Origin of the sequence: Photobacterium minamisatsumaniensis, from assembly GCF_050336695.1 — a bacterium.
Lineage (GTDB): Bacteria > Pseudomonadota > Gammaproteobacteria > Enterobacterales > Vibrionaceae > Photobacterium > Photobacterium minamisatsumaniensis.
This window is the reverse complement of record NZ_JAKJSI010000022.1, coordinates 80,647-105,328: the sequence shown is the minus strand read 5'-3', so window position 1 is coordinate 105,328 and position 24,682 is coordinate 80,647. Positions and strand designations below refer to the sequence as shown.

At 46.9% G+C, this 24,682-nt stretch carries 20 protein-coding genes and 1 tRNA gene; 11 read left to right on the top strand and 10 right to left on the bottom strand.

From position 1 onward, the window contains the following. Positions 1–78: 78 nt before the first annotated feature. The 3 genes from hldE to L4D78_RS12525 all read right to left on the bottom strand — a co-directional run bounded on the left by hldE (position 79) and on the right by L4D78_RS12525 (position 6,262). Positions 79–1,509: a bifunctional D-glycero-beta-D-manno-heptose-7-phosphate kinase/D-glycero-beta-D-manno-heptose 1-phosphate adenylyltransferase HldE gene (hldE, locus tag L4D78_RS12535; protein WP_428467234.1), complete on the bottom strand. Its 1,431-nt coding sequence runs from the start codon at positions 1,507–1,509 to the stop codon at positions 79–81. 94 nt (positions 1,510–1,603) lie between these two features. Continuing rightward, positions 1,604–4,480, bottom strand: a complete 2,877-nt coding sequence (gene glnE, locus L4D78_RS12530) for a bifunctional [glutamate--ammonia ligase]-adenylyl-L-tyrosine phosphorylase/[glutamate--ammonia-ligase] adenylyltransferase (protein ID WP_428467233.1) — start codon at positions 4,478–4,480, stop codon at positions 1,604–1,606. 183 nt (positions 4,481–4,663) lie between these two features. Beyond that, a complete protein-coding gene (locus tag L4D78_RS12525; protein WP_428467232.1) occupies positions 4,664–6,262 on the bottom strand; it encodes a methyl-accepting chemotaxis protein in 1,599 nt (532 codons plus the stop codon). A gap of 183 nt (positions 6,263–6,445) precedes the next feature. On the opposite strand from L4D78_RS12525, the gene L4D78_RS12520 reads away from it, so the two are divergent. Next, positions 6,446–7,222, top strand: a complete 777-nt coding sequence (locus tag L4D78_RS12520; RefSeq protein WP_428467231.1) for a potassium channel family protein — start codon at positions 6,446–6,448, stop codon at positions 7,220–7,222. Positions 7,223–7,307: 85 nt separating this feature from the next. On the opposite strand, the gene L4D78_RS12515 is transcribed toward L4D78_RS12520, so the two are convergent. Beyond that, positions 7,308–8,825 (bottom strand): CYTH and CHAD domain-containing protein, encoded by a 1,518-nt coding sequence (locus L4D78_RS12515; protein WP_428467230.1) that lies wholly within the window; start codon positions 8,823–8,825, stop codon positions 7,308–7,310. Positions 8,826–9,009: 184 nt separating this feature from the next. Between L4D78_RS12515 and L4D78_RS12510 the strand changes: the two genes are divergently transcribed. The 3 genes from L4D78_RS12510 (at position 9,010) to L4D78_RS12500 (ending at position 11,724) form a co-directional block, all read left to right on the top strand. Further along, positions 9,010–9,690 (top strand): TIGR00153 family protein, encoded by a 681-nt coding sequence (locus tag L4D78_RS12510; RefSeq protein ID WP_428467229.1) that lies wholly within the window; start codon positions 9,010–9,012, stop codon positions 9,688–9,690. A gap of 30 nt (positions 9,691–9,720) precedes the next feature. Next, positions 9,721–10,989: an inorganic phosphate transporter gene (locus L4D78_RS12505; protein ID WP_428467228.1), complete on the top strand. Its 1,269-nt coding sequence runs from the start codon at positions 9,721–9,723 to the stop codon at positions 10,987–10,989. Between the two features lie 117 nt (positions 10,990–11,106). Then, entirely contained in the window at positions 11,107–11,724 is a 618-nt protein-coding gene (locus L4D78_RS12500; RefSeq protein ID WP_428467227.1) for a TIGR04211 family SH3 domain-containing protein, read from the top strand. Positions 11,725–11,800: 76 nt separating this feature from the next. Here the strand turns inward: L4D78_RS12500 and L4D78_RS12495 are convergent, their stop codons facing one another. Then, entirely contained in the window at positions 11,801–12,640 is an 840-nt protein-coding gene (locus L4D78_RS12495; protein ID WP_428467226.1) for a general secretion pathway protein GspB, read from the bottom strand. Further along, positions 12,640–14,313: an ExeA family protein gene (locus L4D78_RS12490; protein WP_428467225.1), complete on the bottom strand. Its 1,674-nt coding sequence runs from the start codon at positions 14,311–14,313 to the stop codon at positions 12,640–12,642. Before L4D78_RS12490 ends, L4D78_RS12495 begins: the two co-directional genes overlap by 1 nt. A gap of 190 nt (positions 14,314–14,503) precedes the next feature. Here L4D78_RS12490 and L4D78_RS12485 point away from each other — a divergent pair, with 190 nt between their 5' ends. Beyond that, positions 14,504–15,730 (top strand): multifunctional CCA addition/repair protein, encoded by a 1,227-nt coding sequence (locus L4D78_RS12485; protein ID WP_428467224.1) that lies wholly within the window; start codon positions 14,504–14,506, stop codon positions 15,728–15,730. 80 nt (positions 15,731–15,810) lie between these two features. On the opposite strand, the gene L4D78_RS12480 is transcribed toward L4D78_RS12485, so the two are convergent. From L4D78_RS12480 to folB, 3 genes are read right to left on the bottom strand one after another with little or no spacing between them, the layout of a single operon-like run. Further along, the gene (locus L4D78_RS12480) at positions 15,811–16,614 is read right to left on the bottom strand and encodes an undecaprenyl-diphosphate phosphatase (RefSeq protein WP_428467223.1); all 804 of its coding nucleotides are present in this window, start codon (positions 16,612–16,614) and stop codon (positions 15,811–15,813) included. 7 nt (positions 16,615–16,621) lie between these two features. Further along, positions 16,622–17,107: a 2-amino-4-hydroxy-6-hydroxymethyldihydropteridine diphosphokinase gene (gene folK, locus L4D78_RS12475; protein WP_428467222.1), complete on the bottom strand. Its 486-nt coding sequence runs from the start codon at positions 17,105–17,107 to the stop codon at positions 16,622–16,624. Continuing rightward, a complete protein-coding gene (gene folB / locus L4D78_RS12470; RefSeq protein WP_428457378.1) occupies positions 17,104–17,457 on the bottom strand; it encodes a dihydroneopterin aldolase in 354 nt (117 codons plus the stop codon). Before folB ends, folK begins: the two co-directional genes overlap by 4 nt. A gap of 214 nt (positions 17,458–17,671) precedes the next feature. On the opposite strand from folB, the gene plsY reads away from it, so the two are divergent. Next, positions 17,672–18,295 carry a glycerol-3-phosphate 1-O-acyltransferase PlsY gene (gene plsY / locus L4D78_RS12465; protein ID WP_428467221.1) on the top strand — a complete coding sequence of 208 codons (624 nt, stop codon included), beginning with the start codon at positions 17,672–17,674 and terminating at the stop codon, positions 18,293–18,295. Between the two features lie 52 nt (positions 18,296–18,347). Here plsY and tsaD read toward each other — a convergent pair whose 3' ends face one another. After that, a complete protein-coding gene (gene tsaD / locus L4D78_RS12460) occupies positions 18,348–19,367 on the bottom strand; it encodes a tRNA (adenosine(37)-N6)-threonylcarbamoyltransferase complex transferase subunit TsaD (protein ID WP_428467220.1) in 1,020 nt (339 codons plus the stop codon). A gap of 184 nt (positions 19,368–19,551) precedes the next feature. On the opposite strand from tsaD, the gene rpsU reads away from it, so the two are divergent. From rpsU to L4D78_RS12435, 5 genes are all read left to right on the top strand, one after another. Continuing rightward, positions 19,552–19,767 (top strand): 30S ribosomal protein S21, encoded by a 216-nt coding sequence (gene rpsU / locus L4D78_RS12455; RefSeq protein WP_005301411.1) that lies wholly within the window; start codon positions 19,552–19,554, stop codon positions 19,765–19,767. 27 nt (positions 19,768–19,794) lie between these two features. Then, positions 19,795–20,238: a GatB/YqeY domain-containing protein gene (locus L4D78_RS12450; protein ID WP_428467219.1), complete on the top strand. Its 444-nt coding sequence runs from the start codon at positions 19,795–19,797 to the stop codon at positions 20,236–20,238. A 165-nt stretch (positions 20,239–20,403) separates the two neighbouring features. Next, complete coding sequence (dnaG, locus tag L4D78_RS12445) at positions 20,404–22,164, top strand: DNA primase (RefSeq protein WP_428467218.1); 1,761 nt, start codon at positions 20,404–20,406, stop codon at positions 22,162–22,164. A 92-nt stretch (positions 22,165–22,256) separates the two neighbouring features. Beyond that, positions 22,257–24,095 (top strand): RNA polymerase sigma factor RpoD, encoded by a 1,839-nt coding sequence (rpoD, locus tag L4D78_RS12440; protein ID WP_428467217.1) that lies wholly within the window; start codon positions 22,257–22,259, stop codon positions 24,093–24,095. 197 nt (positions 24,096–24,292) lie between these two features. After that, positions 24,293–24,368, top strand: a tRNA-Ile gene (locus L4D78_RS12435). The last annotated feature ends 314 nt before the right edge of the window (positions 24,369–24,682 follow it).

Sequence of the window (24,682 nt, the reverse complement as noted above, 5' to 3'; positions counted from 1 at the left end):
AAAAAAAACCCATAAAAAAAGCGCCATCGAGATGGCGCTTTTTTGTATCCGCTTTTCACGCTATGGCAAATTGGGAGACTACCCTCGGCCACCTCTGATCGCATCAATAATTTCAGTGGTGGAGCAACCGTCTTCAAAGTTGAGAACACGTACTTCACCACCAGCAGCAACGACTTCTTGACCACCAGCGATCTCTTCAGGCTTGTAATCACCACCTTTTACCAACAGCGTCGGTAATATTTCACTGATCAAGCGCTGTGGCGTTTCTTCCGTAAATGGCACAACCCAATCAACGGCACCCAAACCAGCTAAGACAGCCATTCGGCGATCTTCCGGGTTTACCGGACGACCAGGGCCCTTCAAGGCCTGCACCGAACTGTCAGAATTCACTGCGACAATCAAACGATCACCCAACTTGGCAGCTTCGTTCAAATACGCGACATGACCTGCATGCAAAATATCGAAGCAACCATTGGTCATAACCACTTTCTCGCCACGCGCACGCGCCGACTTTACCGCTTGCTTAAGCTGCGCTTCGCCAATCACCCCATAGCCACTGTCTTGGCTACCGTGAATTGCATCAGTCAACTCAATGGTGGAAAGCGTCGATGTACCCAGCTTACCGACGACAACACCCGCCGCTGCATTAGCTAACTTGCAAGCATCGGCCAATGATTTGCCTGCAGCAAAAGATGCCGCTAATACAGATATTACGGTGTCACCAGCACCGGTAACATCGTACACCTCTTTCGCTAATGTCGGCATGTGCAGAGGGGGCTGGCCTTTTTGCAGTAAGGTCATACCATGCTCACTTCGCGTCACCAACAAGGCTTCAAAATCACACCGTTCAATAAGGGCTAAGCCTTTCTCAACCAACTCTTCATCAGAGTTGCTCTTACCGACAACGGCTTCAAACTCTGACAGGTTTGGCGTTAATAACGTCGCACCACGGTAACGCTCAAAGTCTGTCCCTTTAGGGTCAACCATCACTGGCATGCCAGCTTTGCGAGCCAATTGGATCATTGCTTGAACATGCTCAAGTGCACCTTTACCATAATCAGATAAGATAACGGCTTTCGCTTGGCTAATAGACTGTTCAATGCGAGGCAGAATTAAATCGGCATCAACATCGTGAAAACCTTCTTCAAAATCCAAACGGATCAATTGCTGTCCACGGCTCATTACACGCAATTTAGTTATGGTTGGATAATTAGCTAAAGACACAAAATCACAGCGAACATCTAACGAGCTGAGTTTTTCGGTTAAGGCTTTGGCTGGCTCATCCATTCCAGTTAAACCAATCAAGCGCGCATGCCCACCTAATGCTGCAATGTTCATTGCAACGTTGGCAGCACCACCAGGGCGCTCTTCAATCTGATCGACCTTTACCACTGGTACCGGAGCTTCAGGTGAAATACGACCTGTAGGTCCATACCAATAGCGATCTAACATAACATCGCCAACCACCAGCACACCTGCTTGATCATAATCAGGAAGCGTCAGTTTCATTTTTTTCTCCGGGGTTGTGATAACTGCCAAATATTAACATAAAGCCAACTCACCATGCATTAATCGCAATGGAAATACTCACCCTATCAATCGGTCAATTTCGTTCGCTGGATGGATTGTTTGAAGCTTCAAATAAATGCTGCCAGATGGCCTTCACGGCTTCTCGCTCTTCAACAAACAGTGACTCAGCAACATACGCTGAGTGCCCTAGCAAATTCAAGCGATGGATTTCATTTCGCATGGCGCAATAAGATTGCTTCAGCATAGTCGCTTGTTGCTGCTCGAGGATGTGATATTCAGCCATGCAATCAAACAAACGCACATTATCAGACCAGCGGGTTAGCGCTGGTTCACCTGTGGCATGATGCAATACTAGATACTGAGCAAGAAATTCAATATCGGTAATTCCCCCTTTATCTTGCTTCAAACCAAACATACCTGTTTTTTTACTGCCTAGGTGCTCGCGCATTTTATGCCGCATCTCGACAACATCGACTTTCAGCTTTTCCGGATCCCTCGGTAGCATCAATATGTGTTGACGTATTTGGGAAAAAGCCTGCTGCAACGGTTGATCGCCATAGATCATCCGTGCCCTAACTAAAGCTTGATGCTCCCAAGTCCACGCTTCTTTTTGCTGATAATCTGCAAATGCTTCTACTGTACTGACTAATAAGCCAGAAGCACCAGAAGGACGAAGACGAATATCAACCTCATACAGTACACCTGATGCCGTCCGCGTTGAAAACAAGTGGACGATGCGCTGTGCTAGACGCAAATAAAACTGCCGCCCATCAATTTCTTTTCGACCATTGGTATTAATATTGTCAGGGCAGTCATGAAGAAAAACCAAGTCTAAATCTGAACCATACCCCAACTCCCAGCCCCCTACCTTGCCATAGCCAAGCACGCCAAAGCCTTTGCTTCCTCGTTCGAGTAAATGCGCTGGCTCGCCGAACTTCTCGACCATTTGCAGCCACGCCTGATTCACCACCGCCGCCACAATGGCTTCCGAGAGATAAGTCAGATGATCACTCACTGCCATTAATGGCAAAGCACCCGCAATATCAGCCGCTGCAATACGCAATAGCTGCGTTTGCTTAAACTGGCGAATAGCTTCCATTTGCTGTTCCATGTCTTCTTCTGGAATACGCGCGAGAAACTCTCTCAGTTCATCCCCATAGTTTTGTAAAGGAGTTGGGTTATAAAGGTGCTGAGGATCAAGTAGCTCATCAAGCAAAATGGGATACTGTGCAAGCTGCGCTGCAACCATTGGGCTTGCCGCACACAGGCGGATCAGCTGCTCTAGGGCGGCAGGGTGCTCGCTTAATAGTTCAAGGTAGGTCGTACGCGTTGCGATTTTAACAATTAACTTACTGACGCGTTCAAGCACTAGGGCTGCGTCTTCACGGGGAACAATCAACGCGAGTACTTCCGGCATCAGCTTGGCTAAGACTTCGCGTCCCCGAGGACCAAGCGTCCGTTTTAATAATTCAGCCTTCATGTTGCCCAGTAATTCAACTTGCCGCTCGGCATCTTCAGCCGCTAATTCTTGTAGCACTGCCAGCACGACATCTGGATCTTTTACCATTGCCCAAATTTCATGATACTGGGGAGCCACCTCGCTCGATTGCTCATCTTCCTCAACCCCAATAATGTCATCAAACACGGCATGAATTGCTGCCATTTGTTCAGTGGTTGCAGCCAGTAATCCCCCCCAGCTTCCATACCCCATAGCCGAGGCTAAGCGGCATTGATCTAATGGCTTATCAGGTAATGTTTGGGTTTGTTTATCATCAATAGCCTGAAGTAAGTTCTCCAGCCGACGCAAGAAGCAGTATCCTTGCTCTAATGCATCAACTTGATGACAAGGAAGTAGACTTTGCTCTCTAATAGCCTCTAGGGTCTCTAAAAGCCCTCGCCCTCTTAGATTCGGAGTACGCCCACCACGGATCAGCTGGAAAGACTGGGCAATAAACTCAACTTCACGGATCCCGCCAGGGCCTAACTTGATGTTATTCGTCAACCCTCGGCGTCGTACCTCACTGCTGATCATCGATTTCATTCGCCGCAATGCCTGAACCGCACTGAAATCAATATAACGACGAAAAACAAACGGTCGCAACATTTGGCGAAGCTCTTGGTACTGGGTGAAACTTTCGCGCCCCATAACCCGCGCTTTGATCATCGCGTAGCGTTCCCAGTCTCGCCCTTGCTCTTGGTAGTAATCCTCCAGCGCCGCATAGCTCATGACTAATGGTCCACTATCACCAAAGGGGCGCAACCGCATATCGACTCGATAGCAAAAACCATCGAAGGTCTGCTGATCCAGCGCTTTAATCAAGCGCTGCCCTAGCCGTGTGAAAAACTGCGCATTCGCCAAGCTGCGTCGCCCGCCTTGCGTTTCGCCGTTCTCGGGGTAAGTGAAGATAAGATCGATATCAGAAGAAAAATTCAGCTCGCCGCCGCCCAGTTTTCCCATACCAAGAATCAGCATCGGTTGTGGCACACCCTCAGCATTTGTGGGCGTCCCCCACTCTTTGCAGCTTTGGGCATACAACCAGTTATAGGTTTCCATAATCATGGCTTCAGCCAGCATTGATAGGTGCTCAAGGCTTTCAGCTAAAGGAAACTGTGCAGAAAAATCACGCCAAGCGATCCATACCATTTCACGGTGACGAAACCGCCGTAAGATCCGCATCAAGCTATTCTCATCGGTCGCTGCCGATAGTGATTCGGCCAATGACTCACGATAAGCTTCGCAACGAGACCCATCACTCAAATGTTCAGCCAACCAAGGAAGTAAAGATGCATCACGCACAATAGCGGTGGTGATAAAGTCGCTGTGGCCTAATGCTTGTTTGAGTGCTTCCTGCTGATGACTTGGCCACTCAGCACATGCCTCTGGGTGGGCTTGAACCACTTTTTCAAATGCTTTATCAGCGGCAGATTGCAGGATGTATTGCTGGGTCATAGTGCTTCCTTTTACAGTTTCCTATCAGGCTAAAGCCTGCCTATGAGTGCTCCCCAAGATACCACAACGCCCGCGAATTGCGGGCGTTGTGGATGGGTTTTGTTAGCTTGACGCGAATGCCGATCAGATAAATGTCAGATCGCCGTATTACACGCGAGCATTATCAAACGGTAGCATTTAAATTTATACGGTAAAGGCTTGGATTTTATCTTCCAGTTCCGTCGCATGCCCTTGCATAATATCTGACGTTTCAGATAACTCGGTTACCACAACAACGGAAGCTTCAACCAACTCACGTACATTTGTGAGGTTTTGATTCATTTCATCGGCTACCGCACTTTGCTGCTCTGCCGCCGACGCTATTTGGAAATTCATGTCATTGATCAACTTAACTTGATCAACAATCTTATCCAGCTCTCCGCCAGCGCTGGTCACCAACTCAACCCCTTCAGCCGCTTCAACGACACTCTGCTCCATCAAGCCAACAGCTTGATTGGCACTATTTTGCAGTTGAGAGATCATTTCTTGGATTTCAACCGTCGCAGTTTGTGTACGCTGGGCTAAATTTCGAACCTCATCGGCAACAACGGCAAAGCCTCGTCCAGCATCCCCAGCTCGTGCTGCTTCTATCGCGGCATTCAACGCCAATAAATTGGTTTGCTCTGAAATACTTTGAATCGTGACAATCACACTGCCGATCTGCTCAACACGTTCTTCAACCTGATTAACAGCATTGGCTGACTGGCTGATATCTTGTGATAGCTGGTTAATCGTACCAATCGTCCGCGAAACGAATTGCTGCCCTTGAACCGCTTGCTCTGATGTACCCTCTGTTGCGCTTGAGGCTTCGCGAGCATGACCCGCAACCGTTTGCACCGTCGAACTCATTTCGCTCATCGCCGAGGCAAGCTGATCGATTTCATTAAATTCTTCTTTTGCCGACTCTTTAGTCTCAACCATGCTAATTGACATCACTTCCGCCAAGCCTGAAAGCTCACCTGAAGCATCACGCTGGTTACAAATTACATCACGTAACTGAAGACGGGTTTTCTCTAACTCTCGCGCCAAATCACCATACTCATCGCGGCAATTCATTTCTATCGGTTGAGACAAGTCCCGTGCAGCAAGGCGTTGGATATTGTCAGCTAAGTAACGCGTTTGGCGTAACATGACACTGGATCCACCGAGCAAAATAACCACAAAGGCCACAATCATCAGCACGGTTTGCCAAGCAACCTGCATTAAATAATTTTGATAATACACCTCAGCTTCAGCCGCTGATTGGGAGGCCACGACGACCCAATTCCACTCAGCAAGCGTAACGGCGTATTCAAAACGGCTTTGATTATCGATAATGAGGCTATCGCTGCCAGAAAATTGCTGTAGGACTCGGCCAAGTTCTGCTTGTCCGTCAACACTGCCTGTTAGCATATTCAATGAAGAGGCCGTTGGGTGACCAAAGATGTTACCGCTGTCACGTTCAACCAAATAAATATACGACCCTGAGTTCATCGTCGCAGCCTGCGCTGTAATCACCGCTTCAGCCTCAGCCACTGATTCACGGCTCGACATCAACTCTGCCAACATAGCGGCATTTGATTGCGCTTGCTCTTGTGCTCTATCTTTCTGAATATCGACAACAGACAGGTAAAAAGTATTCGCATCCCATAATTGTTTACCAATTAGCAAGGCTGTACTGAACACCATCAATAATACCAATTTAGGTATCAGGCGAATGTTTGTTAGTCCTTGCTCCCATGGTTTAAAAACCATTTTGGTCATGTAGAATCTCCATATATTCTATGATGGCCAATTACCATCAACTTAAAGCAGATGAGATGGCAGTGGCAAAAGAGGGGGTCAGCACGCTATGTTTGACTCACTTACTTGAAACGCGATTTATTTTGCACCCCGAAACAACTTAATCCATTGTATATATCGGCAGGGAATTTCAAAGATTTAATGATGAAAAAGATCGACGTCGTCAAACATGAACTTAACCCAATGAGCTTAATGGCACTTGTTTTGTCGTTTCTATCACTGACAATTGTCACATGTATGATTTTCATACCTAAAAGCAATAACGCTTACACCCTACTTCTGGGTATTGATACCTTTATCTGCCTGATCTTTTGGTGCCAATTACTGACCGATTTTTTCCGAAGCAAAGAAAAAACACTCTATCTGAAACACCATTGGCCTGACTTTCTCGCCAGCCTCCCGGTTATTGAACAGTTACGTTTTGCTCGCTTAATTCAGGTGTTTCGAGTTGTTCGATTGATCCGTTCGAGCCACCACATCATTGATCAACTCCATCGCAACCGACGCGAGGCAACCGTAGCCTCCATTTTTTTGCTATTAACCGTATTAGTCTCCGTCGGCTCTGCCATGATGTTAATCATCGAAGGCAATGTACCTGAATCGAACATCAAAGACCCTGTTGATGCGCTGTGGTGGGTCTTCGTTACGATTTCGACCGTCGGCTATGGGGATCACTACCCAGTAACCTTGTTGGGGAAAGCGTTAGCTGCGGTGATCATCATTTGCGGTGTGGGTCTTTTTGGTATGGTGGCAGGCCTAGTAAGCAATATCATCTCCGACCCTGGACATGAGAAAGAAAAAGCTGATGAGCAACGCAACCAAGAGTGGAAAGTAATGCTTAACAATCAGCAGCGCTTGCTAGATAGGCTCGATAGCCTAGAAAGGCAACTGGCAAGACAGCATAGGAAAAGAGAGCCTTAGGGGAAATGCTCCGTTGATTTCTCACGCACAGAAATACAAAAATGCCCAGTCTGAGCTGGGCATTTGAATCATACTATATGAATGATTATGGCCAATAGGGAAGAAGTTCAATTCCCATTTGACGCGTCTGATCCATCGCATGGATCAACGACTCTTCTTTTCGAGATAACCACTTTTCTAGCTGACGGCGATCTTCTTCATCTTCTTGCTGCTCAACCAATGCATGAAGAGGCTCAAGCTGGCGTAGATCTTCAATACCTCGTAACAAATCAAGCCATGGCATTCTGAACGCTTGGCGTTTTTCAGCATCATACAGTGCTGCAAAATTCAGCCCGCTGATCAGGTTACGAATAAGCCGAGGTTGCTGATCAAGGTAATCAATACGATTCAATTGACGTTCGGCAGGAAAGACATCCACCAATTCTTGCCATGAACGGGAGAGCGTGCCATCAGAAAAGTCTTTAATGCCACTCTCAAGGCGACTACGAGACTTATCATCAAGGAATGGCTGCCAACCACGGCTTAAAATCCAGCGGCTCAAATCAAGCAATAAATTGCAGTATCGGGCTGATTCCAGCAATGCCAAAATCTCTTTTGTATCAGGCAGTTTCGCTTGACGAGCTTCAAGTTGTTTAACCAGTGTCTTTCGCGCATTCAATTTTTTCAGCACATGACCTTTTTCGGCCAATAATGCTTCAATACTTGCAGCTTCGCCTAACCATTCCAATTCACCCTCTAGCCACTGTAACTCTTGACGCAGTAATGCACTGGCACGGCGTGGGATCATGCCGCCGAAAATAACGAGCGTCTGACGAAGCAAGCTCAATGCTTGATAGATTTGCTCTAAAGCGGCAGGGTCTTGGCATTCGGTAAAGATTTGTTCGTGATAATGCCAATGGCCGAGCGCGTGCTCTAGGGTGTGGACAAATACCGCCTCAACGCTTTCATGTTCCGTCACCGGTACAAAAGCTAAAGGCTTAACTGCATCGCCTTGGTAATCTGCCGCAAGACGATAGCCACGGGCTGCCTTGCTTAAATTACCAAGCCGCATACCGCCATCAGCACAAAGCTCACGGGCAAGGGTAAACAATGCATCAGTTTGGCCAGATTTAAGCTCTAACTCCACTTCACAGATAGGGGTGGTTTTACCGTTAGCGCTTACCTCTCCCTGGTCAAAAGCAAGCTCGATTTGGCTACCATCAGGCATGGCGATTAACCATTGCTGACGTTCAAAATCAGTAGAAAATAATGGGGATAATTGTTGCTGCGCCATTTCGGCATCAAAGCCTTCCGGCCAAGCACCGACAGGGTGCAAAGCCAAGTTAGGCTCTGTACTGGTGGTCTCTGCATTATATTCAGGCCGTTGGTGCAATCCGGCAACCACGCGCCCGGCAGTTTTCAGTGTTTGAACAAACACATCATCAAAACGACGTATCCGCAGGCCGATATCATGCTGGCGAAGAATTTGGTCTGGGGTATCGAAGTAGACATTGCCTAGCTCACGACTACTTTGCTGCAGAACTTTCGCGTTTGCAATTTTGTGTAGCAAGTGACTCGAAAATTCTGGTGAGACGAAAAACTTCAGTTCTATCTCGGTTTCCATAGTTATACCTATAAACAGTGGCAAACCAAGGATATTGGCAATTGCCTCTAGGGGCAAGCACGAAATATCAACAAAACCTTGATCGAAAATAGTTCCCCTATACTTACTTATGCGTTAACATTCGCGCCTTAATGACCATCGCTCAAGAATTAGCCACTTAAGGCACTTTCTAGGTTATTCGGCTATGCCAGTAAATACTATAATGGGGCTCTTTGCTAAGTCCCCGATCAAACCACTGCAACGTCATGTTACTCGCGTAAATGAGTGTTGCGAACTGCTTGTTCCTTTCTTCGAAGCCTGTAAGGCGGGTGATTGGGATAAAGCATCCACCTTACGTGAGCAAATCTCGCAGCTTGAAAAAGATGCGGATGTGCTGAAGCGTGAGATCCGTCTAAAACTTCCTCGTGGTCTATTCATGCCTGTCGATCGTACTGACATGCTTAGCCTACTAACTCAACAGGATAAACTTGCCAACCTGTCTAAAGATATCGCTGGTCGAGTCTTCGGGCGCCAATTGCAAATTCCTTCCGAAATGTACCCTGACTTTGTTGCTTATGTTCAACGTTGTCTCGATGCTGCCAATCAGGCGAATCGAGTGATCAATGAGCTTGATGAGCTACTTGAGACAGGTTTCAAAGGCCGGGAAGTGACACTTGTTGCTGAGATGATCAACCAACTGGATGTTATCGAAGATGATACAGACAGTATGCAGATCCAACTTCGTCAACAATTAATGGCTATCGAAGACCAATACAGTCCGGTAGACGTCATGTTCCTGTACAAGATTCTCGAGTGGGTTGGCGAAATTGCTGACCAAGCGCAGCGCGTTGGCTCGCGACTTGAAATTATGTTATCGCGCTCTTAAGCGAACTATGTAACAAAACAAGGTTTTACAATGGAAATCCTGGCTAACTACGGCACCACGCTTATTTTGGTGGCGGCACTTTTTGGTTTTTTAATGGCTATTGGTATTGGTGCAAATGATGTTGCCAATGCTATGGGTACCTCTGTTGGCTCAAAAGCGCTAACAGTAAAACAAGCAATCATCATTGCGATGATTTTCGAGTTTGCAGGTGCTTATTTAGCTGGTGGTGAAGTAACTGATACTATCCGTCAGGGTGTTATCGATACTTCTCACTATGCTGCCAATCCAGAAGTTCTGGTGTACGGTATGATGTCAGCTCTGCTGGCTGCTGGTACTTGGTTATTGGTCGCCTCTTTCATGGGCTGGCCAGTTTCAACAACCCACTCTATTATCGGTGCGATCATCGGTTTCGCTTGTATTTCTGTCGGCCCTGAAGCGGTTGATTGGAATTCAGTGAAAGGTATCGTGGGCAGTTGGTTAATTACCCCGTTCATATCTGGCTTATTTGCTTATGCTATTTTTATCAGTGCTCAACGACTTATCTTTGATACTGATAATCCACTGGCGAATGCCAAGCGTTTCGTTCCTGTTTATATGTTTATCACGGCGATGGTCATTGCTTTAGTAACAATAACAAAGGGTTTGAAACACGTTGGCCTTCACCTGTCAGGTGGTCAAGCATGGGCTGCCTCTATTGCTGTGTCAGCTATCATAATGCTTTTTGGTTACATTTATATTAATCGTAAATATAACGATGATGGTACGTCAGTAAACAGCAATGGATACGCTGGTGTTGAACGAGTATTTAGCCTACTAATGGTTGTAACAGCATGTGCCATGGCATTTGCACACGGTTCTAACGATGTAGCTAACGCAATTGGCCCACTATCAGCTGTTGTTTCAACAGTACAGAACATGGGTGAGATTGCAGCGAAAACAAGCCTTGCATGGTGGATTTTACCACTGGGTGGTATTGGTATCGTTGTTGGTCTAGCGACTATGGGCCACAAGGTAATGGCAACGGTTGGTACAGGTATTACTGAACTAACACCGAGCCGTGGCTTTGCAGCGCAGCTAGCAACAGCATCAACAGTTGTGCTTGCTTCTGGTACAGGTCTTCCTATTTCAACCACGCAGACCCTGGTCGGTGGTGTCATTGGTGTTGCCTTTGCCCGTGGTATTGCAGCACTGAACCTTGGTGTGGTACGTAATATCGTTGCATCATGGGTTGTAACCCTGCCAGCAGGCGCACTACTTGCAGTCATTTTCTTCCATGTGATGCAAGCCGTGTTTGGTTAAACCTGACTCAGGTTCAAAAGAGGGAGGCATTGCCTCCCTCTTTTCTTGCACCATAGACACAAACTTTTTACTATCTGTGTTCTCATAGAAATATAGGCTCCCCCAAGGAATCAAATTGTGAAACACCTAATCAGCTTACTTATACTTGCCTTCGCGGTAGTCACATTGCCAGCGAAAGCAGAACAGACTCGGTATATCTCCGATAACTTGTTCACATACATGCATAACGGCCCAAGCACCCAATTCCGTATTATTGGCAGCGTTAATGCCGGCACAAAAGTTGCGTTACTAAACACAAACCGCGAAAGTGGGTTTAGTCAGGTAAAAGATAATCGTGGCCGTACCGGCTGGGTAAATAGCGATTTCATCTCAACTCAGGTTGGCTTGAAAGAACGTTTGCCAGCGCTAGAAAAAGAGCTGACGGAAGTCAAAGCATCGTTAGCGGATGCGTTGCAATCGGGTGACAAGAAAACAGCGAGCTTACAAAGCTCACTGCAAGTTCGTACTGAGCAAATTACTGAGTTAGAAACACAGAACAGCCAGTTGAACGAACAACTCATGTCATCCCAAGCAGAAATCCGTGAATTGCGTGCACAAATTGATACGCAAAAAGATGACCTACTCATGAAGTGGTTCACATACGGTGGTATGGTTGCTGGCGTAGGCTTACTATTAGGTCTAATTTTACCACACCTGATCCCTCGTCGCCGCAAACGCAATAACGGCTGGGCTTAATCCCTTCCTTTAACGGTGCCTAACGAATAAAAAAAAGCAGCCAATGGCTGCTTTTTTTTATTTTTCCTACTTAATTTTACCACTCTGATAACGCTGGCATCGCAATCAAATAAGCTTCAAAGTCTAACACCACCTGACGAGGCTCTATGCGCCTTAGCCTGACACCGGGTGCTATTTCGTCGCCTTCATACGCCTCACTTCCATTCACTTTTACCCAGCGGCTATCGGCCGATGAAGAGTAGATATGAGCCTGAAAGTCTAAGCTAGGCAGACGATCCTGCACAGAAGCAGGCAGCTCACCAAAGTCCATGGCTTCAATCTGGCTCGATACTGGCTGTTCAGCTTCGTCTTGCTGTTGTGGCAACGGCTCTCCCCCACCAGTCGCTTCGATTGCCGAGCGAAATTGGCGGGCTATCTGCGGGGAAAGCTCCGAGTAATCCAGTGTATTTAAGTCCCAGCTATCACTTTGACGGTTACTGTTCTGTGGGGGCGATTGCCGTGTCTCGTTGCTTAAACGGGTTGTCTCACCCGTTGTATGCCTGAGTGATTGCTGAAAGCGTGGCATAGGCTCGGTATAAAGCACAGGGTAATCCAACCGCTTGATCCCATCAGGGTAGTGCGGCAATGTATTCACCGTATCGGTCTGCCTCTGACTCGGAACAGGATCAGGCGCAGAGGTCACTGGAGCTGTGCTCATCACAGTAGTTGTGGTCGCTTGACGACTTTCGACAAACTTTTCGGCAAACCAGTGGTTATAGGACAGCAGGCCAATGACGGGGGCTGCAAATAACATCAGGGGTATACCCCATGGCTTGACGGCAGGCTTACTTTCTCGCTGGGAATAAGCAAAATTAGCAACCTTGCTCACCGCTTGCTGAGGCTCTGATTGCGCAAGAGCCGATAACAACTTCGACATTAGCTTTTCTCCGGTTGTAACGTTGGTCCCGGAAGGTTTAGCGCCGAGTCAATTACCATCAAGGTTCGAGGGCCTGCAATACCATCAATGGTCAAGTCTTGCGCTCGCTGGAAGCGCCTTAACTTATCCAGTAGTTCTTGCTCAAAAGTATCGTCAGCCCCTGCAGGTAGTCCAAGTAGAGCGCTCAACTGATTATCAAGCCAACGTACCCGTGGACCATACTGACCATAACGAATTGCTGATTTATCACCAAGCGGTGGGCGCCATAGCAAGGAGTACCCCCCGGACCAGCGCTTCTGTAACCACTGTCGGCTAACGGCAATTCGCTCCCCCGCGACTAATAGCTGTACCTCTTTGCTACCAATGGCATAAACAACAGCGTAATAGTCATTACCTTGTGGCTCTTTCAGGGTAATAACGGCAGGTCGGTTGATCAGCCCAAGCTGTTCAAGGCTGCCTTTTCCGTCAAAACAGCTTAATTGAATTAATACCCCGCTTTCGCAATTAGCCTGATTTAACTGGGTTTCATAGCCCCACAGTTGATAAAGCGCTTGCATCGCACGACGTTCAGAAGATGCTAGTTGCATACGTTCTTGCCAATTATGTTCAGCTTGCTGTGGATCTGCCCTCTCAGCCGTCATAGCGGGCTTTACTGTCTCAGCGTTGTGACTTACCGAGTTGATAACTTTGCTTGCCGTGACGAGCGATACAGGCTGCTCGGTAGGCGAAACCGGCTGCACCGAGGGTAAAAGACCGAGCCAATATCCAGCGCCAGCGGCAACCAGTACACCAGCAGCTAACGCACTCAATGGTCCGAGCTTTTTCTCAGCTCGAGTTGTAGTGGCATTGGGCTGCCCTGTTGGTAGCTGCCAGTTCATCACCTCTTGACATGCTTGAGCAACTAACTCTTTATTAAGCTGATGGACAGAGTGCTGATACCCCAATTGCATGGACTTATCACACACAAGGTTAATTAATCTTGGGATCCCCCCTGTTGCTTTCGCGATCTGTTGGGTCTGGGCTGGAGCAAAAACCGAATGTAAACAATCGACTGCCCGCAAACGATAGTTAATGTATTCATTCACTTCATCAACGGTTAATGGCAGCAGGTGATAACGCGAGGTGATCCTTTGGGCAAGCTGGCGTAAACGCTCTTGCTGAAGCAATTGCTGCAACTCTGGCTGACCAACTAACACGACTTTAAGCAATTTCACGCTTTCTGTTTCTAAATTGGTTAGCAGCCTCAATTGCTCCATTACATCAGGCATAAGATGCTGCGCTTCATCAATCAATAGCAGCGTTTGCTTGCCTTGGCTATGATTCGCGAGCAAATGTTGATAAATAGCATTGGTCAGTACTTTAAGGCTGGCATCTTGCGGGTATTCAATCGCAAACTCATCGCAAATACTCGCCAGCAACTCATGAGTCGAGAGAGATGGATTAAGAATAACGGCAACTTGTGTTTCTTGTGGCAATCGTGCGATCAGTGCCCGTAACACGGTGGTCTTTCCGGTGCCGACTTCACCAGTCAGGAGCCCAAAGCCGCCGCCGCCACTTAAGCTTGCCAACATGTGGGTCAACGCTTCGCGGTGACGTTCACTGAGATAGAGAAAACGCGCACTAGGCACGATTGAAAAAGGGGGTTCCGTTATCCCAAAAAAGTCCTTATACATGCCAACCTGTCTCACAATGCGCTAAAAGGGGGGGAAAGAGTAAACTACCTTCGTCTAAAGTAAATGTATAGGAAAAGCCTCTAGACTGAATCAACAGTCACGATTTACTCGACTCTTGTTAGATATCACGAATCTATTTGATATAATTCTTGCACAAAAGTAAGTATTACTGTCGAAAAAGGTGAAGACATTGCAGACATATTTAGTCGGCGGGGCTGTCCGCGATGCCCTACTTGGACTTGCAGTCAAAGATAAAGACTGGGTTGTCGTTGGGGCAACACCACAAGAAATGCTCACCAAAGGGTATACCCAGGTGGGCAGTGATTTTCCTGTCTTTCTTCACCCAAAAACCAAACAAGAGCATGCGCTTGCTCGAACTGAACGTAAATCAGGGAAAGGGTATACAGGGTTTATTTGTCACTCGGCGCCAGATGTTACCCTTGAGCAGGATTTATTACGTCGAGACCTCACCGTAAATGCTATCGCGCAAGATAGTGATGGCACATACATCGATCCCTATCAGGGGCTGAGTGATTTAGAAAACAGGATCCTACGCCATGTGTCTCCAGCCTTTGTAGAAGATCCACTGCGGGTGCTTCGAGTTGCACGTTTTGCCGCACGTTTTGCCCATCTCGGGTTTACTATCGCCCCGGAAACCATCGCATTAATGCAAGAAATGGTTGTTGCTGGTGAACTTTCAGCCCTAACGCCAGAACGCGTATGGATGGAATGGGAAAAGTCTTTACACACACAGAACCCCGAAATTTTCCTCAAAATACTGCGCCAATGCGGGGCATTAGCAGTGATCATGCCTGAAATTCACGATCTGTTTGGCGTGCCTCAACCCGCCAAGTGGCATCCTGAGATCGATTGCGGTATTCATACCCTATTAGTTGCCGAACAAGCGGCAAAACTCAGTAATGACTTATTGATTCGGTTTGCCGCTCAAGTTCACGATTTAGGTAAAGCACTCACCCCTCCCGAGGAGTGGCCGAGCCATAAGATGCACTGCCAAACAGGGCTTGCCGCCATCAAAGGGCTTTGCCAGCGACTGCGTATTCCTAATGACTATCGAGATACCGCTCTCATGGTGTGTGCGCAACATACCAAGCTCCACTTTGCCGCCGAACTTCGCCCTGCGACCTTTATTGATATATTCGATCAAATTGATGCATGGCGAAAGCCAGAGCGAGTGAAACAATTGGCATTGTGTTGCCGAGCCGATGTCAGAGGTCGAACGGGGTTTGAGAACGATCCCTACCTACAAGCCGATATTTTCCTTGGTGCTTTCTGTGCCGCAGAATCAGTTGCCGTGAAGCCAATTGTCGAGGCGGGCTATAAAGGGAAAGACATCAAAGAGCAATTAACAGCTCAGCGTATCGCTGCAGTAAACACGGCATTAAAAGCACTGCGCTAACAGGGTTACCAAACTTAAAGAAAAAGCCCGGCACATACATGCCGGGCTTTTTTCGCAATAAAATTGCTTAACGTTAGTATTTACTGACTCAGCAAAAAGACAATCAAGCCAGCACCAAGTAACAAGCGGTAGATCACAAACGGCAACATGCCTAAACGTGTCACTAGCTTTAGGAATACATGGATACAAGCATAAGCACTGACAAATGATACAGCCACACCAATCGCTAATGCATCAAGTTGAATTGGCGCACCACTGGTCACCATTTTTAAACTTAAGTAACCACCAGCCAGCAGAATGATAGGAATCGACATCAAAAATGAAAAACGAGCTGCCGCTTCGCGGGTGAAGCCAAGGTACAGTGCCGCTGTCATGGTTGCACCAGAGCGAGAAGTACCCGGGATCATAGCCGCCGCTTGCGCTAAACCAATAAACAATGAACGCTTCCAATCAGCCTGATATTCATCATCTTTTTTCGCTGAGCGCACATCTACCCACCACAATAACAAACCAAAGAAGATGGTCGTTGCAGCAATGACCCATGCCGAGCGTAAGTAGATCTCGATGATGTCTTTCATAAACAGACCGAAGATGCAGGCAGGGATCGTCGCTAACGCTATCATCCATGCTAGCTTTGATTCCGCAGAATGCTGCTTCTTGAAAATCGAAGCGACCCAAGCCGACAGCAAGCTAACAACTTCTTTTCGAAAATAGGCAATAACGGCAATCAACGTACCGACATGTACCGCAACATCAAATGCCAAGCCCTGATCATCCCAACCTAGAATGGCTGAAGGTAGAATCAAATGGGCAGAGCTTGAGATCGGTAAAAATTCCGTTAACCCTTGAATAAGGGCCAACACAAAGGCTTCAAAATAACTCATAGTATCCCTAACAAACAAATTGCTCTACAGGCCAAAGGGCTTGTGAGCGATCAAATGACTGCCATAACTCTGTCACAGTACGACCATCGCCAGGGATAGCTTGATCTGGACACAGTTCCATTAATGGCAGTAATACAAATGCAAATTTATAAATATCAATACGCGGTAGTACTGGATGAATATCCTGAACCTGCTCACCATACAACAAGATATCAAGGTCGAGTGTTCGACTCTGATTTTTCTGGGCTTGCGGTGAACGGCCGTAGTTCAATTCCAGCAGCTTTAGCGTCTTTTGTAGGGTATCGAGCGTTAGTGACGTTTTAAAGACAACCACACAGTTATAGAAATTCGGCCCTTCAAATCCAACAGGCTCTGCTTCATAAAGGGTTGAAGACTGAAACGACGTACCCAACAGTGCGAGCTCATTCATCGCAGCCTGAATATGGTAGTCACGCTCAATGTTTGACCCTACGCTGATATAAACCGTTGTCACTTGCTGCCTCGAACTATCACTACCCCCACACCACGAGCATTAGCTACCGCTCCTGGCTTGGTGACTTTTACTTTGATCCATGGCACAGAGAAGCGCTCCATGATCAAGCTAGCAATCTCTTCAGCCACACGTTCTACCAAAAGAAAGCGGCCATTTTGAATATGGCTAGTGACGGCATCGCTCACCGATGCATAATCAAGTGCAAAAGCAACGTCATCGCTATCGGCCGCAGGGCGATTATCGTGTGCCATTTCCAAATCAAGCACTAATTTCTGCTTGATCTCCTGCTCCCAGTCATATACCCCGATGGTGGCAATAACTTCAAGATGTTCGATAAATACTGAATCCATGTTCAATCGCTAATAATGTTAGAGGTCGGATACCTAATTTGAGCAAAAGCGCGTATTATCAGGTCGTAATCGTCGATATACTATGACGTTGATTTCCAAGCTCATCATGTTGCCTATGAGCTAAGGGCTAGCACTATACCATATGCCGGCCAAAGCGGAATCTCAGCCAACGGATTTTATCGACAAATATCGTCGTTCGCAGCGGGAACTTTGCATGACACCACTGGTACTTTTGATCATTATTGGCGCTTATCTCCTGGGTTCAATTTCGAGCGCAGTACTGATTTGCCGTCTCAATGGTTTACCTGACCCACGGGATGCCGGCTCTGGTAACCCAGGCGCTACCAATGTATTGCGGGTGGGTGGACGAAGTGCTGCCGGTGCCGTACTGCTGTGTGATATTTTGAAAGGTATGCTACCCGTTTGGCTAAGTTATTTAATGGGGATTAACCCTTTCATGCTCGGCTTCATCGGCATTGCTGCCTGTCTTGGGCATATCTATCCAATCTTTTTTCACTTCAGAGGCGGCAAGGGTGTTGCAACCGCACTGGGGGCATTAGCGCCAATAGGGTGGGATCTCAGTGGTATGTTGATCGGCACTTGGTTATTTGCCGTGCTGATTGGCGGCTACTCATCATTAGCGTCGCTCATTACCGCCTTAGCCGCACCACTCTTTACTTGGTGGGTTAAGCCCGAGTTTACGATGCCTGTGTCAATGCTTTCTTGCCTCATCGTGTTACGACATCATGATAATGTCAGACGCTTACTTGAAGGCAAAGAAACCAAGATTTGGAAAAGATTTAACCGCAATACAAAATCGGCCCCACCGCAAAAGTAAGGCCGATCCAGATTAGCGACAGAGCAAGTGCGCCGTCTTAATACGCTACAACTTAATCCTTAATTGGCTTAAGTTGATCAATCGGCCAACGAGGATAAGCTTTTACGCTAAGATCCATCGTTTCCTGGTTTTTCAAACGCTGCATCCCCGCATAAGCAATCATGGCACCATTATCCGTACAGAACTCGGTACGCGGATAAAATACTTCACCCTTCATACCGGCCATGAGCTTGGCTAATTCTTGACGTAAGTATTTGTTTGCACTTACACCACCAGCAATAACCAACCGCTTATAACCCGTTTGCTTTAGCGCACGCTTACATTTGATCGCCAAGGTATCCACTACCGCTTCTTGGAAAGCAAAGGCAATATCAGCACGCGTTTGATCATCGCTCTCATTTGCTCGAATCGTGTTCGCTGCAAATGTTTTTAAGCCTGAAAAGCTAAAGTCTAACCCCGGACGATCCGTCATTGGTCGTGGGAACTTAAATCGTCCCTGTGTGCCATTCTCAGCTAGTTTCGACAGTAATGGGCCTCCAGGGTAATCTAATCCCATAAGCTTCGCGGTCTTATCAAACGCTTCGCCTGCCGCATCATCAACCGACTCACCTAAGATTTGATATTCACCAATGCCTTTCACGTCAACCATCATCGTATGGCCACCTGAAACCAACAAGGCCACAAATGGGAACGCTGGCGGGTTATCTTCAAGCATTGGAGCCAATAAATGGCCTTCCATATGGTGAACCGCGACCGCAGGTAAGTCCCATGCGTAGGCAAGGCTGCGACCAATGGTAGCACCGACCAACAGCGCACCCACCAACCCTGGGCCAGCAGTATACGCAATGCCATCAAGATCTGTATGGGTTAAACCAGCATCAGCCAGCGCGGCTTTTATCAACGGAATGGTCTTTTTGACATGATCGCGTGATGCCAACTCAGGCACCACACCGCCATAATCGGCATGTAATTTTACCTGACTGTAAAGTTCATGTGCCAACAGGCCTTTTTCATCATCGTAAATGGCCACACCTGTTTCATCACAGGAGGTTTCGATGCCCAGTATACGCATAACAACCTCTATACTTATGGTAATTGAGGGCAATGTTACCGCCCTTGACAGAAATTAACCAGTTCAGGGTTGCAGAATGCTTTACAAATGCCCCCTAATCAGATTAGAATTTCGCACCATTTTTAATCAGCTGACACTCTTCGACTGTCAGCGTTAAACCGAATCACTCTGAGGTGAGTATTACATGCCAGTAATCAAAGTACGTGAAAACGAACCGTTTGACGTAGCACTACGTCGTTTCAAGCGCTCTTGCGAAAAAGCAGGTATCCTTTCTGAAGTACGTCGTCGCGAGCACTTCGAAAAGCCAACTACTGTACGTAAGCGTGCGAAAGCAGCGGCAGTTAAGCGTCACCTGAAGAAATTGGCTCGCGAAAACGCGCGTCGCGTTCGCCTGTACTAATCTGACGATTAACAGAAGGAACGTGCTATGACTCTGATTGAACGTCTTAAAGACGAACAAAAAGCGGCGATGAAGGCTAAGAACAAGCCTCGCCTAGGTGCTATCCGTTTAGTGATGGCTGCGATTAAACAACGTGAAGTCGACGAAAAGATCACTCTTTCTGAAGACGACGTGTTGGCAGTACTGACCAAAATGGTTAAGCAACGTCGTGACTCTGTCTCTCAATACGAAGCGGCAAACCGTCAAGACCTTGCAGATGTTGAACTTGCTGAAATTAGCGTACTGGAAGAGTTTATGCCTCAACCATTGAGCGACGACGAAGTTGCCGCTCTACTGGATGAAGCCATTGCAACAACCGGTGCTGCCAGCATGCAAGACATGGGCAAGCTAATGGGTGTACTGAAACCGCAAATTCAGGGTCGTGCCGATATGGGTAAAGTTAGCCAATTAGTGAAAGCTAAACTGGGCTAAAACTAACTCAATTCTGCAACAAGCCGTGCTATCCATTAGGAATGCGCGGCTTGTTTGTATTTTACTGTCAGACTTTTTACACTGACGTCAAACCAAACAGTTATTTCTCTAATAGCTTTTTGATTTGATAACCACTGCTATCGACTTCTCAGGTAATGCTGCTTTATGGCTGGAAAAATCCCTCGTACGTTTATCGATGATCTTATCTCACGACATGACATCGTCGATATCGTCGACGCACGGGTTAAGCTAAAAAAGCAGGGTAAGAACTTCGGTGCTTGCTGCCCATTCCATAACGAAAAAACACCTTCTTTTTCCGTCAGCCAAGAAAAACAGTTTTACCACTGCTTTGGCTGTGGCGCGCACGGTAATGTCCTTGACTTTGTCATGGAATTCGACCGCTTAGAGTTTGTTGAAGCCATTGATGAGCTCGCATCCCAGCTGGGTTTAGAAGTACCGCGCGAGCAAGGGAGTGGTGGCGGCCAACCTGTCGCCCGTACCCAAGAAAAGCTTGGCCTGTACGAAATGATGGGGCAAATATCCCAGCACTATCAATCTCAGCTTCGCACTCAAGACGGTAAAGTCGCCATCGATTACCTAAAAGATCGCGGCTTATCGGGTGAAGTCGTCCAAAAATTTGGCATCGGCTTTGTCCCAGACCAATGGGATCAAGTACGTAACCGCTTCGGCCGTGATTTAGACGCTCAAAAAGCACTAGTCACCGCAGGCATGCTGATTGAAAATGACAACGGCAGACGTTATGACCGCTTCCGTGGTCGAGTCATGTTCCCCATTCATGACCGCCGTGGCCGTGTCATTGGTTTTGGTGGCCGTGTTTTAGGCGATGGTACCCCAAAATATCTCAACTCACCGGAAACCCCTATATTCCACAAAGGGCGAGAGCTTTACGGGCTTTATGAAGTACTGCAAGCCCACCGCGAGCCAGAGAAGCTATTGGTCGTTGAAGGCTATATGGATGTTGTCGCACTAGCCCAATTCGGTGTTGATTACGCTGTTGCCTCGTTGGGTACAGCGACAACGGGTGATCACATCCAAATGATGTTTCGTCAGACAGGCATGGTGGTGTGTTGTTACGATGGCGACCGAGCTGGTCGTGATGCCGCATGGCGAGCCATGGAGCAAGCCCTGCCCTACCTAAATGATGGCCGTCAGCTAAAATTCATGTTTTTGCCTGACGGTGAAGATCCTGATACCTATATTCGTCAATACGGGCAAGAAGGCTTTGAAAAACAAGTCACAGAAGCCATGAACTTGTCAGATTTCATGTTCAGTACCCTATTGCAACAAGTCGACACGACCAGCAATGAAGGTAAAGCAAAGCTCAGTACTTTGGCTGTCCCACTAATCGATAAAGTCCCCGGTGGCACTTTACGTCTATATTTACGTGAGATGCTTGGCAAAAAATTGGGGTTACCTGACGAGGCTCAGTTACAGCAACTACTCTCAAAGCAAGGAAAAGAAACTCAAAAAAGGGCGGGACAACCAGAAATCAAGCGTACACCCATGCGTGAAGTGATTGCGCTGCTGGTTCAAAACCCCCATTTTGTTAACAGCCTAGAGTTTGATATGGCTGCATTTGAAGGAATAGACGTTGCTGGGCTAAGTTTATTGTTATCAATAGTTGAAAAGTGTAGAACTAACCCCAATATAAAAACTGGTCAGCTACTAGAGGGCTGGCGAGGAAGTAAAAGCGAAGGCATGATGGCCCGATTGGCCGCCTGGGAGCTTCCCCTCGTCAAAGACGAGGACAATACTCTGGATGTATTTCTCGACGCAATGGACAAAGTAATAGACCAGTGCGTCAAACAACAAATAGAAAAGTTGCAGGCTAAATCGAGAACCGTCGGCTTATCAGTCGAAGAGAAGCGGGAATTGCAGTTGCTCATACTCAACCGTCCCGGCTAGTAAGTAGTCATCAATTAAGAAATTTGTTATAATTATTGGTTTGCATATCTGCATACTACATTCTCAATCAGACCCTAAGTTGGATATCGTCTATGGAGCAAAATCCGCAGTCACAGCTAAAGTTACTTGTTGCGAAAGGCAAGGAACAAGGCTATCTGACCTACGCCGAAGTAAATGACCACCTACCGGAAGACATCGTTGACTCCGATCAGGTGGAAGACATCATTCAGATGATTAATGACATGGGTATCAAGGTGGTTGAAACAGCCCCTGATGCCGATGAACTGATGATGACAGAAGACAATGCGGACGAAGACGCGATTGAAGCTGCGGCACAAGCCCTTTCTAGTGTTGAAAGCGAAATTGGCCGCACAACCGACCCAGTTCGCATGTATATGCGTGAAATGGGTACTGTTGAATTGCTTACCCGTGAAGGCGAAATTGATATCGCAAAGCGCATTGAAGATGGTATTAACCAGGTTCAATGTTCAGTTGCCGAGTATCCAACATCTATTGCCTATCTTCTTGAGCAATTTGACAAGGTTGAAGCAGAAGAGCTTCGCCTAACTGACATTATTTCTGGTTTTGTTGATCCAAATGAAGAAGCGACAACAGCACCAACGGCAACGCACATTGGTTCTGAGCTAAGCGAAGCCGATCTTGAAGATGAAGATAAAGATCTTGAAGATGACGATGACGATGAGGAAGAAGAAGACACAGGTATTGACCCAGAGCTAGCTCGTGAGAAATTCAACGAATTACGTGAATCTTACGCTAAAATGGCACTGGCAATCGATACTCACGGTCGTAGAGATCCAAAAACCGAAATCGCCGTTGAAGAGCTTTCAGATATCTTCAAGCAATTCCGTCTGATCCCTAAGCAGTTCGATAAGCTGGTTAGCTCACTACGTCAATCAATGGATAAAGTGCGCACCAACGAACGCCTTATCATGCGTATGTGTGTTGATAACTCTAAAATGCCAAAGAAAACCTTTGTCGGCCACTTTGCAGGTAATGAGTCATCAAGCGACTGGATCGACGAAGCACTGAATTCTGGTAAGCCATACGCAGAGCGCATGAAGAACTACGAAGAAGATCTTCGTCGTGCCTCGCTTAAGCTACGCATATTGGAAGAAGAAAGCGGTCTGTCAATCGAACGTATTAAAGATATCAGCCGTCGTATGTCTATCGGTGAAGCGAAAGCTCGCCGTGCTAAGAAAGAAATGGTTGAAGCTAACCTGCGTTTGGTTATCTCGATTGCTAAAAAGTACACCAACCGTGGTCTACAGTTCTTGGATCTTATCCAGGAAGGTAACATCGGTCTAATGAAAGCGGTTGATAAATTTGAATACCGCCGTGGTTACAAGTTCTCGACATACGCAACGTGGTGGATCCGTCAGGCAATCACTCGTTCAATTGCGGATCAGGCGCGTACAATTCGTATCCCTGTTCACATGATTGAAACCATCAACAAGCTAAATCGTATCTCACGTCAGATGCTTCAGGAAATGGGCCGCGAACCATTACCAGAAGAATTGGCTGAACGTATGATGATGCCTGAAGATAAGATCCGTAAAGTACTGAAGATTGCTAAAGAACCAATTTCAATGGAAACTCCTATCGGTGATGATGAAGATTCGCACCTAGGTGACTTTATTGAAGATACGACACTTCAGCTACCAATGGATGCTGCTACGGCAACTAACCTGCGCATGGCAACCAACGATGTACTTGCTGGCCTTACGCCACGTGAAGCGAAAGTACTGCGTATGCGATTCGGTATTGATATGAACACTGACCACACCCTAGAGGAAGTAGGTAAGCAGTTCGACGTTACTCGTGAGCGTATCCGTCAAATCGAAGCAAAAGCACTACGTAAGCTACGTCACCCAAGCCGTTCAGACGTACTACGCAGCTTCCTAGACGAATAATCTCGCCTAGCGAAAAGCACAATAAAAACGGGTCATTTCATGATCCGTTTTTTTATACCTGTCATTCAATCGATAGCAGCCTCCCAATTTGCACTTATCTATATATTGAAATGGGTTAACTGCCTAAAAAGCAAACAAAACAACCACTTTCTTCGCTAGACAAGTTGGAAACCATCCCATATAATTTCCCACACACTGGCCCCTTAGCTCAGTGGTTAGAGCAGGCGACTCATAATCGCTTGGTCCCCAGTTCAAGTCTGGGAGGGGCCACCAAATATAGAAAGGCCGAAGCGGTTAATAACCACTTCGGCCTTTTGCATTTCTGAACGCTGTGTAGCAAATTCAAATTTTCCCTTACTGTGAAACCTTTCCAAAGACTTACCACAATCTCGATAATTATTCGTTTAACCTCTTCTGTACCTAGCATGGCTTTTAGCTAAGGCAGATAGATTGTCTTTGTTAACCATGTAATGACCCTCAATTAGTTCAATGAACTATATGAACGTTTACTGTTCAATCGTTGATATTAGCCAGAGATAACAGCATATTCAGACGCGGCAAGATTCGAATAGCAAAGTATATCCAGC